Source organism: Candidatus Binatia bacterium, from assembly GCA_026415395.1.
Classification (GTDB): Bacteria; Desulfobacterota; Binatia; order HRBIN30; family HRBIN30; genus HRBIN30.
The window spans coordinates 1-13,100 of the sequence record JAOAHD010000020.1; the positions used below are offsets into that span (position 1 = coordinate 1).

Consider the following 13,100-nt stretch of genomic DNA (forward strand, 5'->3'; position numbering starts at 1 on the left):
GTAGCTCAGCTGGATAGAGCAACGGCCTTCTAAGCCGTGGGTCAGGGGTTCGAATCCCTTCTGGCGCGCTCTTGCGTGGGTAGGCCTTGCGAGCATGTGGTGGTTTGCGTATCCGTGCTTTACTCGGCAGCCCAACAGCACTTTCGGTGAGTGTAGCTCAACTGGCAGAGCACCGGACTGTGGCTCCGGGGGTTGAGGGTTCGAGCCCCTTCACTCACCCTACTTAAGATTGTGCCGAGGAACAGCGGGCGCCGCGGGCTCTGCCGGCGAGTCCACTCTCCGGTCACCGCTACGAGCTTCGCCAGTGCCTACCTGGAGTGCGCCTCGCCCCAGGGGTCGTACGTACCGAAATACCACAGGTGGCCTTCGGGATCGCGACAACTGAAGCCGCGGCCCCCATAGGCTTCGTCGTGGAGCGGGATCACGATTTCCGCCCCAGCGGCCTGAGCCCGGGCGTACAAGCTGTCCGCATCGTTCACAACTACGTACGGGGCTTGTGTTTCGCCCCCAACCTGATCAGGCTGCTTCATGAACCGGTTGAAATCGCTGTGGGCGTCGGAAGCTGGTCCGAGCATGACCATCCCGTTGCCGAACCGGAGCTGGGCATGAACGATCTTGCCCTCTTCATCTTCCGCGACCAAGTGGCGCTCGAACCCGAAGGCAGCACACAACCAGGAAATCGCGGCGGCTACATCCCGGTAGCGAAGACATGGAATCACGGTCGCAACGGTGCTTTTCGCGCAGGGTGTCATTGGCCCCTTCCGACAGTTCGCCTACGTGGCCGGGCCAACCAAAGCAACCGGGAGCGAAAATTTTTTGTGCGGCCGCCGGCCCGTGCAAGGGTAGGCCTGCTGGCAGGGGCACAAGCCGTCGCTGCTCAAGCAACGCTCCAGTGAATCGCGCTGCCTCCGCCGCTGGATCGTAACAGCACACGTAGCCGAGCCGAACGTGTCACTGTAAATGCGCGGCAAGTTCGGGGTGAACCCGCCGGATGGCAGCGAGCGCACGACGCACCGCCTTGCTGACCGCTGCTCGTGCGCACTCCGCCGGCGTGACCCACCGGCCACTTACCTCGGCCAAAGCCCGCAGAACGAGCTGCCGCTGCTCGCGGAGGGCGGTGGCTCGGCCGACATCTTGATTGCCCAGGGTTTGCTCCAGCTCGTCGTCAAGTGCAGCCAGCATCGCACGCATTTCCTTCAGCCTCTCTAAGCCCTGCCAAGTTCGTGCACGCCGATGACAGCCGGGAGCCGCGACATTCGCTTCCGCCATGCCGCCAATCAGCTCGAGGGCGGGGATTTCTCGACCGGAAGCCTCCAAAAGTGCGCGCAAGTAACCGAGACCCAAGCGATGTTTGAGTCGAACCACTTTGCCTTTGTAGGCCAACGTCCAGTATTCACCTTCGCGGCGAAACACTGCTGTTGCTGCAAAAGCATACGCCTTGCTTCGCGTGCTGACTCGCGGGAGCCCGGCCAGCTCTCGTTCCAAAGCATTGGCCCAAGCAGTCAAGACCTGCGCCTGCTTCCGCAGCACTTCCACGAGCTCTTCCAAGTTCAAACTCGGCGGTCGGATTCCACACCCGCAATCCTCGGTCGCGTACTGCACCCTCGGCAGACTCGCTGCGGCTTTCACCTGGGCTCGGCGCGGGCCCGGAATTTCGCGCCCAGACGCAGGCGTGGCCGGCTTCATGCTCCGCACCCTCCCAATAAACGCACCACCGCGGTAACGATTTCGTCGATGGTCACCGCGTTGTCCCCGGAAGCATCGGCTGCCAAGCACCACGTCGGGGGAGCTTGCTCCTATAGCACATTGGCGGCCCGCAAAACCTCATCCACCGTTACCGACCCATCGCCGTCGCAATCTCGCGCGCAGGGTTCCACCGCCGGGCATGCACCGCTCAGCACCGTCAATGGATGCGTTGATGCAGAGGCTCGCGTTTGGCCGAGCTGCACCAACGAGTCGGACTCCCACACTGCCAAACTTCCCACCGGTGGGTCGAATAACGAACCTGCCACCCACTCCCCATCAGGGCTCATGGTGAGCCCCATCAGCGCTGAGGGTGTAGAACGGGACGCAAAAATTGCCCCGTCGGGAAGCGACATGAGGAGCAAAGAAGTGTCGCCTTCGCTGCCGCGGGTGACGTACACGGAGGACCCCCCGAGGGGGATGGCCCAAGACCAGCGCCCTCCCAGGCAACGCTATCGACCCGAGATGAACCGCCCTGGCGCCGTCGACAACCTCAACCCCGTTAGCACGCTGCCTCAAGTAAACCAGTTCGGCAGGACCGACGCCCACGATCTCGTACGGAGCAGGGTACTCGGGTCCGGCCGCGGCCAGCAACTGCACAGTGGCTACTAGTCGAGCGGACTCGGCGTCGACGATGGCGAGTCCATACTCCTCGAGCCCGTTACCGGCGGGTGCCCGATAAGTCGCGTAAACCCGCGGCCCACCCGGAGACGACGCGATCGACCTCGCCATGCCCGGCAGAGTTACCGGGCCGTGCAGCGCGCTGGCGTCTAAGTCATACAACAGCACCGACGCCTCTAGAGTCACAGCCGCAAGCCAGCGCCCACCCGCGACAAGGGCCAACCCTGTGGCGCCAAACGGCAATCGCACTACGGACCGCGCCTGCTGCACGTCGATGACCCAAACCGCGCTCGCGTCCACTGCCACTCCAGCCTGACCGAGCACCCGCACGCTAGCAGCTGGGCGAAACACCCGCTGCACTGCACAGTACAGCAGCGGTCCCCGCTCCCCACCCACGCAAGGCCCGACGCTGAAATCCCATGATGGTGCCACGGGGATCCGATGACGAAACCGGCCCGCAGGCAAGTCCACACCCGTCACCGTTCCTCCGATGTCATCGACAGCGTACCCACAAAACTCCGCAGCCCTCGCGGGTACGACAACGGCAAGGACCAAAGAGAGCAGCAAGCCGGAAAGGTACCCGCCCAGCTCGCGCGCCGTTTTTCCGCCGATTGTGCCTCTCGTTACCCGTACCGCGGGGTCCATGCCGCTCTCCCGCGTTTGTTTCAAAACAATTTTAGTTTTTTTATTGCACTAGAAAAGTCAAGCGAAGATCCTCGTGCCCTGCTCCCTGGGTCCACCGAGCCTCTTCACAATCGGGCTCACGTCAACCCGCTCGCCCCGAAAGCGCATCCAAAGAGGGCAATGTTAACGCCAGTCACCAGCTCCTCGATGGTGACCTCGCCGTCTTCCGCAGCATCGAACCGCGGGCACTGCGCAAGTGGCAATGCCCCCGGCGCGATGCCCACCCCTGTCTCGAGTTCCTCGGTAACGACGCGGCCGTCGGCGTTGCAGTTACCGACAGAATTCGGCCATGTGAGCGAAGCAGCGTCCAGGTTCAGCCGGGGAAATGTATAGCCGTTGCGTGAATCGAAAATCGGTGTGCCCGTTCTGAGCACCCGTGCGATCGTGCAGTCAGCAGAGTCCGATGTAAAACGGTCCTGCGTGCGCAGAGAAGCAATGGCACCAGCGACGTGAGGGGCGGCTTGCGAGGCACCCGCCATTCCGATCCCGGCAAATTCAATGACCACTCCTGGAGCAAGCAAGCTCAAAAAAGAAGCGCTGTTGGAAAAACACGCAACCTGGTCAGCCGTAACATCCACATCTTCGCACACCCGCGTCGCAAATCGAGCGAGCCGGCGATCGTACACCGCACCAACACGCACAACTCGCGGCACGCAGGCCGGGTCAGCAAGCCGGTCGCTCCACGCCTCGTTTCCGGAAGCGGCAACCACAATGCGACCTACGCGACGTGGCGCAGCTATAGGCGGCCGTAGGTCGCTGTCGGGAAAGAGAGTTGAGTTCGCCCCCTCAAAGCTGAGGTTTACGGCTACGATATTCTATTGGCGCCAGTTGTTGAGCACCCAGTTTAGGCCAGCGATGATATCCGGCGAAAACGCTAATGCGGAACCATCTACCTGCCTGAATACATCCACCCCGACGATGCCCGACTGCGGGGCAACCTGCCAAGAGATACCGGCCACGTTAGTGCCGTGAGATGGATCCTCGGGTTCACCACCGGCGGCGTCGTAGGATGCGACGATCGCACAATCGGGCGAGCCGACGCCGCTCGCGCACCCCGCACCGAATGCGAACAAGCCGTCGGGATCTCGCCACCGATGATCGATGCGCGTGTCCACCACGGCCACCCGCGCACCCTGGCCGGTAAACCCCCTGGTGAGGGCAGAGGGCTGACCGATCAAGGGCAGGCTTTGGAAGAGGGCAAGCTTGTACACCCTTGGATCTTGCACCGCTTTGACCTCGGGCAGGGACAAGAGGGTGGTGAGCGCGGCACTGTCCTGCAGATAAAGTTGAAGTTGGGGCACCCCACGGGGGTGGAAAGCAGGAGCGCAGCGCTGCCTGCGAGTGTCCGCAACACCGACTCCTGCAAGTCTGCCACTGCCGATTCGTATGCGATTTGCGCGGCGTCGCTATCCCACTCGTAACGAGCCAAATCGGCCACACGCTCGCGCGCAGCCCGTACCGCCGGGTAATCGTCAATCGTAACCATTACGGCTGCAGGGCTACCGCGGGCGAGGAGCTCACCCGCTCGCACCGGTGCAAACTTTTGCCGAGTTGCTCGAATCGACTGGAGGCGCCATGTGGCCACTGCTCCGCCAGGAAGGGTGAACTCACCGCTGACACCGTTCAAGCCGATGCCCCCACGGAGTCGCCCGGCGCGAGCAATTGTCCCCTGGTAAAACAGAAAACCTTTCTGGATTCCGCCAGCGCTCCACGTCGCGAGCAAGTTTCCCTTGGGGAAATCGGTGAGCCCGCGAAACCCGACTCGCCCACTGATTGCTCCAGTACCGTCGATTCCAAGCACGGCGTGCCACGTGCCCTGTTCTGCGCCACGGACCCACACACCTTCAGCCGCAAACTCCGAGGCCTCCCCCACGGCAACACCGCCAGCGAGGAGCAGGTTTATGGCCGCAAGAAGGTTTAGCGGGCGGCGAATCAACGGGTGCCCCCCAAAAGCCCACTGCTACCGCCGCGTTCGTGCACTGCGCGCGCCCGCGCCGACGAGCAAAGCGAGCAGCGCGAACCAAACAGCAGTGCCCCTGTTCGTCGGGTCGATCATGCAACCACCGCCGCCCGGCGGCTGCAACACGTGAACAACACCATCGTCGGCGCTAGCGGTGACGGTGACACCGTTTTGCGCGGCAGCGTCCGGGTCGATGACCCGCACCGGATACGTGCCCGGAGAAGCGCTCCCAGCGATACGCACGGTGCAGCGGAACAATTCCCCAGAGGGCAAATTCGGCTGTGCTCCGGAAAGATCGACAAACGGCGCCCGTACGGTGTCGCACTCGTCATCCTCGTACCGGCACCCGACCGGCCAAAACACAAATTGGCCAGGGGTCGATACGGCTTCGTGCGCGCTACAGTCGGGCCGTCCGTCACTGTTGGCCACGACATTCACATTCCTAGGATCGGAAAAAAAGAGTGCGAGACCCACGGAAGAAGGGGCGGCACCGTTCGCGCCGTGGGACACCGACAAGGGAACAGTCCACCCCGGGTAGCCGCTAGTCTCTGCCGCGTCGACCAACACCTGGGCCAAACAACGAGGCACGGCCAAAACCACGACCATGGCCGCAACGCCAAGCCGACCCCACTGACGACAGCGAGCCATCCTTCACCTCCTGTGCCGCAGGACATTCGTTCCACCCACTATTGTGGGACTTCTCTCGGCACGGCTGGGACATCGTAGGGACCGGCACAGCGAAGTCCACCAGGAACTCCCACTCAGCGTGCAGCGTGCGCGGTGACCTTATGCAGCACGCGCTCAAGTCTTTCGGTGCGGCGCTGTTAGCGGTTGTTGGGCGACCGCAAGCCACGTCAATCGCGCTCGCACTCCTACCGCTCGGCACCGGCTGGCCGCTCGCGTGCCAAGCCTCCCAGGTAGCGGCTAGCCTTGAACGGAGGGCCCCAGTTCACCGGTTTCTCCGCGCGAATCCGCGCGGCGCTGGCATCATTCGTGTACGCTCCGCCTTGAACCCAGCCCAACCACACCTTGGGTTGCGCGAAAGGGGGCTCACCGATACCAAATGACGCCATGTCGCACGATAACGGCTTCAAACGCTTTCAAGGAACTCCGGGTTATATCGCTTCAGCGGCGTTGGTGGATGCAGTCAACTGCGCCATCGCCCTCGAGCGGCCACTGCTCATCAAAGGGGAGCCCGGTACCGGCAAAACCGTACTCGCCCGCCACGTGGCGGAAGGGCTCGGACTCAAAATGCTCTCGTGGCACATCAAGTCCACGAGCAAAGCAGCGGAGGGGCTATACGTGTACGACACGGTGCAACGGCTCAACGATAGCCGCTTTGGCACGGGGGATGTGTCCGACATCCGCCGCTACATCAAGTTGGGGCCCTTAGGGCAGGCCTTCGCTTCGCCCGAGCGCGTCGTGCTCCTCATCGATGAAATCGACAAGGCTGACCTGGAATTCCCCAACGACCTGCTGCGCGAGCTCGACGAAATGCGCTTCACCATCGTGGAAACCGGCGAGGAAATTGTCGCGCGGCACCGACCGATCGTGATCATCACGTCGAACAACGAAAAGGAACTGCCGGATGCCTTTCTCCGCCGCTGCATTTTCTACTACATCGAGTTTCCCGACCCAGCACTGATGCGGCGCATCGTGGCCGTGCACCATCCTCATCTCGATGCCAAGCTGCTCGATCAGGTGCTCATCAAGTTTTACTGGCTGCGAGAGCAACCGGAATTGCGCAAAAAGCCTTCCACTTCGGAGCTCATTGATTGGATTGCCGCGCTCGTACGTGCAGGGGTGAGCATCGAGAAAGTCGAGCAGCATATTCCGTTTGTCGGTGCGCTGCTTAAGAAGGAGCAAGATGTCGACGCATTGCTGCGTTACGATGCGGCTGGGGGTCGCTTCCCCAAGTCTTGGGCTGAACTTGGGCCGCGATACAACCAATAGCCAACGTTGGCGAGCGAGTGGCTGACATGTTTCTCGACCTGTTTTACGGCTTGCGGGAAGAAGGAGTGCCAGTGGGCATTCAGGAATGGATGACCTTCCTCGAAGCCTTGGAGAAAGGTTTGCACGGGTCGAGTTTGCTTGGCTTTTACCAGCTAGGGCGCGCTTGCTTAATCAAGAGCGAAACATTCTTCGACGCATACGATCGCGTCTTTGCGCGTGTTTTTCGCGGTGTGGAAGGCTCGCTCGGCGACGAAGTGGTTGAGAAAGTTCTCGAGTGGCTGCGCAACCCGAAAAATTTCCCCAACCTCACGCCCGAGCAGCTCGCGGAACTCGAGCGCCTAAGCCATCACGAACTCATGCGCCGTTTCTTGGAAACCCTTGAGAAGCAAACCGAGCGACACGACGGGGGCGACAAGTGGATTGGCACTGGTGGGCGCTCGCCCTACGGGCACTCTGGCCAGCATCCTACCGGCATTCGAGTGGGTGGTCCGCCGCGCAGTCGCTCGGCAATGAAAGTGGCCGAAGAGCGGCGGTTCCGCGATTACCGTACAGACGTGAGCCTCGACGTGCGCCAAATGCGGGTAGCGCTCCGTCGCTTGCGGCAGCTTACCCGCACTGGCGAGGCCACCGAGCTCGATCTCGACCGTACCGTCGACGAAACTTGCCGTAACGCTGGCGAGATCGAACTTATCTTCCGCCCGCCGCGGCGTAACGATGTGCGCTTGCTCTTGCTGATGGATGTCGGCGGGACCATGGATCCGTACTTCGAACCGGTAAGCCAGTTGCTGACCGCGCTGCATGAAGAGCGGGGGTTGCGTGCCTTCGAGGCGTACTATTTCCACAACTGCATTTACGACCACGTCTACACCCGGGCACGGATGTTTCGCAGCGACGCTGTCCCCACGGGCGACTTGCTCCGACGTTTGGACTCGCGCTGGAAGGTGATGCTCGTGGGCGACGCAGCCATGCATCCAGCCGAGCTGCTCGAGCCATTCGGGAACATCGACCCGCGCCGGGTGTCGGCAACGCCAGGAATTGTGTGGCTCCAACGCATTGCCTCGCACTTCGATCGTGCGGTGTGGGTGAACCCGGAAAAGCCTGCATATTGGGAAGCCGACACTTGTCGCATCATCCGCAAGCTGTTCCCCATGTTTTACCTGAGCGTTGACGGGCTTACGGAAGCGGTGCAAGCTCTAGTTGGCGCGCGCACGCACGCCCCGAGCCATGCTTGAGCATTGTCCCCGTTTTGGTCGTAAGGAGGTGGAGTGATGAAACTGTCGAGCGAAAGCTTCGTGGACGGTGGGCGCATCCCGGAGCGCTGTGCCTTCGGGAAATACCACCCGCAGACACACGTCGAGCTGAGCGACAATAAAAACCCGCACTTGGCATGGTCGGATCTACCCGCTGGGACAAAGTCGCTGGTGCTGCTCTGCCATGACTCCGACGTGCCGAGCCGGGCGGACGACGTGAACAAGGAAGGTGTCGTGGTCCCTGCAACCTTGCCGCGAGTGGATTTCTTCCACTGGGTCCTCGTGGACCTCGCGCCGAGCATCAGCAAGATTGCCGAAGGCGAGTTTTCCAACGGGATCGTGCCGCGCGGAAAGCCCGGGCCTGAAGGGCCGCGGGGCACGCGCCAGGGGATCAACGACTTCACGAACTGGTTCGCCAACGATCCGCAAATGGCCGGCGATTACTACGGGTACGACGGGCCCTGCCCCCCGTGGAACGACGAGATCGTGCACCACTATCACTTCACGCTGTACGCCACCGACTTTGACCGCTTTCCGCTTTCCGGCAGGTTCACGGGAGGTGAGGTCCTCCGCGCCTTGCAAGGGCACGTGCTTGCCCAAGCGCGCATCACCGGCCTCTACGCAATCAACCCAAACGCGCGCTGATATCCCGCGAACCCGGGGGGCGCACCCGCAGGTTCCACCGGCTGGCGAACCCAGACAGTTCGAGCGGGAGGTGACCGTGCGGTCGCCCGCGCCCAAGGGAGTGCTCACCGCACGCCACGCCCTGGCATGTCTGCCGCCGTTACCGAGGGTGCAACGCCAAACCACACCGCGTACAGGGCGGGCAGGAGCAGCAGCGTGATGATGGTGCCGGCGGTCACACCGCCCATGAGGGCAATAGCCATCGGCCCCCAAAACGTGTCGGTCGCAAGCGGGATAAAGGCGAGCACGGCTGCGGCAGCGGTGAGCACCACTGGCCGCACCCGCCGCACTGTGGCTTCCACGATGGCATCGCGCGCGGGCAGGCCAGCCTCGAGATTGTCGTCCACCTGCTTGGCCAAAATTAGGGTGTTCCGCATGAGAATCCCGGCAAGCCCAATCAACCCCAGCATGGCGACGAACCCTAAGGGCCTCTGCGCGACCAACAACGCAGGCACCGCCCCAATGATCCCGAGGGGCGCCGTGGCCACAACCAGTAGGGTGCCGCGAAACGTGCGCATCTGCAGCATGATGACCATGAGCATCAGCAGCAGCATGATGGGCTGCACGGCTTGAATGGAACGCTCGCCTTTTTGCGACTGCTCAACCGTGCCGCTGATGTCGATGCGATATCCGGTTGGCAGCCGCGCCCGCAGCGGCTCCAAAGTTTGCCAAATCTGCCAGGTCACATCGCTGGCCTGCGCACCCTGAACCTCGGCGTTCACGGCAATGAAGGGCACGCGATTGTACCGCTTTAACACCGGTTCCTCGAACTCCACCTCCAACTTGCCCACATGGGTGAGCGGCACCGTGCGTCCATCGCCGGTTTTGACCTGCAACGCATCCACCTGCCCATCGCCGCTGCCGCGCAAGAAAAGCGGCACGCCACGAATGTCCTCCCGCAACTCTGTGGCGGGAAAGCCGCCGAACTCGAATTGCAGTTGCTGAGCCAAATCGCGCGGGGTGAGTCCGATGGCGCGCAACCGCTCGCGGTCGATGCGCCAGCGCAGCACCGGAACCCGCTCCTGCCATTCGAGGTGAGGATCCACAACATGAGGATTTTGCGCGACGATGTTGCGCACCTCGCGCGCCCAGTGGCGGAGCTCCACGAGATCCGGTCCGAGCACGCGAAAACTCACGGGCCACTGCACTGGCGGACCGTACAGCAACGTGTGTGCGCGTACCCGGGCCTCCGGAAACTTGCCCTGTGCCACTGCGTCACGAATCGCGGCCAGCACCGCCTCACGCTCTCGCGCCGAACCGGTCACCGCCACCACCTTCGCAAACGCCGAATTCGGCATTTCCGGGTTCAACGAAATAAAAAACCGCGGTGCCCCTGCCCCGACGTACGCGGCCAAACTGCGCACCTCGCGCCGCTCAGCCAAAAACGCCTCCATACGCTTGGCCACCCGATCGGTAACTTCGATGCTCGTGCCTTGCGGCAGGTACAAGTCGACAATCACCTCCGCACGGTCTGAAGTCGGAAAGAACTGCCGCGGCACGGCTACGTTCAAAACCAGAATACTGGCGAGCAAAATCCCTAGGCTCACCAGCACCACGGTCCAGCGGTGCTGGACACACTGCTGAACGGCCCGCCGCAGCCGCTGATACCGCGGGGTGGAGTACAACATGTCCTCGCTGATGCGCTCGCTGCGATAATCGGGCAACAACGCGACACCCAAATAAGGAGTAAACACCACCGCCACGAGCCACGAAACCAACAGGGCGTAAGCGAGCACCCAAAACATATTGCCCGCGTACTCACCCACTCCCGAGCGGGCAAAGCCAATCGGGAGAAAGCCGAGCGCGGTGACCACCGTTCCCGTCAGCATCGGCGCCGCCGTTACGGTCCAAGCATATGCCGCTGCAGTTGTCCGCTCCCATCCCTCTTCGAGCTTCACCACCATCATCTCGATGGCGATGATGGCGTCGTCCACGAGCAGCCCTAAAGCCACAATCAGCGCCCCGAGCGAAATCCGATCGAGATTGATCCCCGTCAGGCGCATGAGCAAAAAGGTGAGCCCGAGCGTCAGCGGCACGGCAATGCCAACCACGATTCCGGCACGAGGGCCGAGAGCCACGAGGCTCACGAGGGTCACTACCCCCACGGCAATGAAGAACTTCACTTGAAACAATTCGACCGCCGCGGCAATGGCGTGCGCCTGATTCGTCACCTCGTCGAGATGCAAGCCGAGCGGTAGCAACTCCCGCTGGTGGGCGAGAAAATCCCTGAGGCGCTCGCCGAGCTCGAGCCCGTTTTCGCCGCGGCGCATGACGACGCCGAGAAGCACGGCATCCTTGCCAAACGCGCGCACGAGGTACGAGGGCGGATCTTCGTATCCCCGATACACGTCGGCGATGTCGCCCAAGGTGATCAAACGGCCCCCCGCGCGCAGGGGCACGTTGCGTACGGAGTCGAGGTCCGCCAGGTCGGCGTCAACCCGAAACAACAAGCGCGGCCCTTGGATTTCGAATAAACCGGCCGGGACCAAGCGGTTATACGCTTCCACTGCATCCAAAACTTGCAGCGGCGAGAGCCCGAGCTGCGCCAGACGGGCGTTGTCGAAGCGAACGAATACGCGCTCCGGCCGCTCTCCAATCACGTGCACTTCTTCCACCCCGGGGATGGCGTTTAACCGATCGCGGATCTTTTCCGCTTCGCGGACCAGTTGGCGCGGCGCCAGCTCTGGCGCGGTCAGCGAGTAGAGCGCGAAGTACACGTCGGAAAACTCGTCGTTGACGAACGGACCAAGCACACCGGACGGGAGCCGGCTCGACTCGTCGAGCATCCGCTTCCGGACTTCATAAAACAAATCCGGAACCTTGGCCGATGGTGTGTAATCGTGGAACTCCACAACCATGTCGACACGGCCGGGCCGCGCCGTCGTCTCCACGCGGTAGAAATAGTCCACCCCTTGAATCCGTTTCTCGAGGCGGTCCGCCACCAACTCTTGCATTTGCTGCGCAGTGGCACCGGGCCACACTGCGGATACGACCAACGCACGCACGGTAAACGCTGGATCTTCTGCTCGCCCGAGGGACCAAAACGCCATTGCTCCGGCTACGGCAGTGACCAACAGGAAAAACAACGTCACCGAGCGCTCGCGCACCGCCAGCGCAGAAAGATTGAACCCAGCTCTACTCATGGTGCAATCCGAACCGCCTGGCCGGGCTGGAGCAGATGCACCCCCAGAGCGACGACCTGGGCGTCCGCAGGAAGACGATTTTCAATGAGGGCGTGCTCCCCCTCGAGCGAGTGCACGCGCACAGTTTCGAGCTGTACACGCCCATCGCGCACGATCCACACATGCGCCCCATCGCCGTTATCGAACAATGCGGATGCAGCGATGCGCTGGAGCGTTTGCTCCGCCTCACTAAAGACCAGCCGCACGGTAGCCCCGAGGGGCAGTTCCCGCGTGTCGCCTTGTAGGGCGAACCGGGCTCGCCAAGTGCGCGTTAGCGGATCTGCACTCCCAGCCACCTCCCGTAAGCGCGCCGGCCACTCGCGGGGATCGCCCCAAACCGTCGCGACCCCCTCGGCTGGCGGATCCGCATGCCGCGTTTCCGGCAAGTACACTTCCGCTTCCCGCGGGCCCTCCAGCGCAACCACGGCTACGGGCTGGCCCGGGGCTACCACTTGCCCAACCTCTGCATGAACTTCCGCCACGATTCCGGCCGCCGGGGCGGCAAGCTTGGTGTAGTCGAGCAGGTTGCGTGCCTGGGCCAGTTGGGCCTCGGCGACACGGAGCCGTTCCCGCGCCGCAGTCGCCGTGGTGGCGGCAAGCTCGTAACCCTGCTCGCTCACGAGCCGCTGCTCGCGCAACGCCGCGGCACGCACCCGCTCGCGCTCTGCATGTTCGGCCTCGGCCCGCGCCGCAACCACTTGCGCCTCAGCCGCCGCCACTCCTTGCCGGGCATCGTGGTCGTCGAGCTCGAACAACATCTCGCCCGCAGCCACCCGCCTCCCAGCCTCTACCCAGCGGCGGCGGATTTGCCCGCCAACGCGAAACGCCAAAGGAGCTTCCTCGCGTGCGCGAATTGTTCCCGACAAGCTCCAACTTGCAGAGGCAACTTGCTCCACCTTGGCCACCCGCACGAGTGGCGGCAGTTCCTGACGACCCGCTGGTGCCGATGGACGGCAGCCTGCAAAGAGCACGAGCGCCCACATTGCGGCGGCAAGCGCACTATGCCAGCAAACAGATCCTCTT

Annotated in this window: 14 protein-coding genes and 1 tRNA gene; 4 read left to right on the forward strand and 11 right to left on the reverse strand. The window is 62.7% G+C overall.

All coding sequences use genetic code 11. The features are described from left to right. Nucleotides 1-146 precede the first annotated feature (146 nt). Nucleotides 147-219, forward strand: a tRNA-His gene (locus tag N3C12_14575). 89 nt (nucleotides 220-308) lie between these two features. Here the strand turns inward: N3C12_14575 and N3C12_14580 are convergent. The 9 genes from N3C12_14580 to N3C12_14620 form a co-directional block, all read right to left on the reverse strand. Next, nucleotides 309-752: a VOC family protein gene (locus tag N3C12_14580; GenBank protein MCX8073652.1), complete on the reverse strand. Its 444-nt coding sequence runs from the start codon at nucleotides 750-752 to the stop codon at nucleotides 309-311. 199 nt (nucleotides 753-951) lie between these two features. Further along, complete coding sequence (locus N3C12_14585; GenBank protein MCX8073653.1) at nucleotides 952-1,686, reverse strand: hypothetical protein; 735 nt, start codon at nucleotides 1,684-1,686, stop codon at nucleotides 952-954. A 110-nt stretch (nucleotides 1,687-1,796) separates the two neighbouring features. Beyond that, a complete protein-coding gene (locus tag N3C12_14590) occupies nucleotides 1,797-2,033 on the reverse strand; it encodes a hypothetical protein (protein MCX8073654.1) in 237 nt (78 codons plus the stop codon). Next, nucleotides 2,023-3,009 carry a hypothetical protein gene (locus N3C12_14595; GenBank protein MCX8073655.1) on the reverse strand — a complete coding sequence of 329 codons (987 nt, stop codon included), beginning with the start codon at nucleotides 3,007-3,009 and terminating at the stop codon, nucleotides 2,023-2,025. The genes N3C12_14590 and N3C12_14595 overlap by 11 nt, the downstream gene beginning before the upstream one ends. 116 nt (nucleotides 3,010-3,125) lie before the next feature. Further along, a complete protein-coding gene (locus N3C12_14600; GenBank protein MCX8073656.1) occupies nucleotides 3,126-3,788 on the reverse strand; it encodes a S8 family serine peptidase in 663 nt (220 codons plus the stop codon). A 75-nt stretch (nucleotides 3,789-3,863) separates the two neighbouring features. Next, on the reverse strand, nucleotides 3,864-4,259 hold the full coding sequence (locus N3C12_14605) for a hypothetical protein (protein MCX8073657.1): 396 nt from the start codon (nucleotides 4,257-4,259) through the stop codon (nucleotides 3,864-3,866). Further along, nucleotides 4,223-4,921, reverse strand: coding sequence for a hypothetical protein (locus N3C12_14610; protein MCX8073658.1), 699 nt, complete (start codon nucleotides 4,919-4,921; stop codon nucleotides 4,223-4,225). The genes N3C12_14605 and N3C12_14610 overlap by 37 nt, the downstream gene beginning before the upstream one ends. Before the next feature lie 87 nt (nucleotides 4,922-5,008). Next, nucleotides 5,009-5,656, reverse strand: a complete 648-nt coding sequence (locus N3C12_14615) for a hypothetical protein (GenBank protein ID MCX8073659.1) — start codon at nucleotides 5,654-5,656, stop codon at nucleotides 5,009-5,011. Nucleotides 5,657-5,880: 224 nt separating this feature from the next. Further along, complete coding sequence (locus N3C12_14620; GenBank protein MCX8073660.1) at nucleotides 5,881-6,081, reverse strand: hypothetical protein; 201 nt, start codon at nucleotides 6,079-6,081, stop codon at nucleotides 5,881-5,883. On the opposite strand from N3C12_14620, the gene N3C12_14625 reads away from it, so the two are divergent. Genes N3C12_14625 through N3C12_14635 form a run of 3 tightly spaced genes read left to right on the forward strand, consistent with a single transcriptional unit; the run spans nucleotide 6,080 to nucleotide 8,856 of the window. Further along, nucleotides 6,080-6,961 carry a MoxR family ATPase gene (locus tag N3C12_14625; GenBank protein ID MCX8073661.1) on the forward strand — a complete coding sequence of 294 codons (882 nt, stop codon included), beginning with the start codon at nucleotides 6,080-6,082 and terminating at the stop codon, nucleotides 6,959-6,961. The two genes, N3C12_14620 and N3C12_14625, sit on opposite strands and share 2 nt — an antisense overlap. A 26-nt stretch (nucleotides 6,962-6,987) precedes the next feature. Then, complete coding sequence (locus tag N3C12_14630; GenBank protein MCX8073662.1) at nucleotides 6,988-8,193, forward strand: VWA domain-containing protein; 1,206 nt, start codon at nucleotides 6,988-6,990, stop codon at nucleotides 8,191-8,193. 36 nt (nucleotides 8,194-8,229) lie between these two features. Then, a complete protein-coding gene (locus N3C12_14635; GenBank protein MCX8073663.1) occupies nucleotides 8,230-8,856 on the forward strand; it encodes a YbhB/YbcL family Raf kinase inhibitor-like protein in 627 nt (208 codons plus the stop codon). Between the two features lie 104 nt (nucleotides 8,857-8,960). Here the strand turns inward: N3C12_14635 and N3C12_14640 are convergent, their stop codons facing one another. Beyond that, on the reverse strand, nucleotides 8,961-12,038 hold the full coding sequence (locus N3C12_14640; GenBank protein MCX8073664.1) for an efflux RND transporter permease subunit: 3,078 nt from the start codon (nucleotides 12,036-12,038) through the stop codon (nucleotides 8,961-8,963). Continuing rightward, nucleotides 12,035-12,988, reverse strand: coding sequence for an efflux RND transporter periplasmic adaptor subunit (locus N3C12_14645; GenBank protein MCX8073665.1), 954 nt, complete (start codon nucleotides 12,986-12,988; stop codon nucleotides 12,035-12,037). The genes N3C12_14640 and N3C12_14645 overlap by 4 nt, the downstream gene beginning before the upstream one ends. Nucleotides 12,989-13,100: the final 112 nt, after the last annotated feature.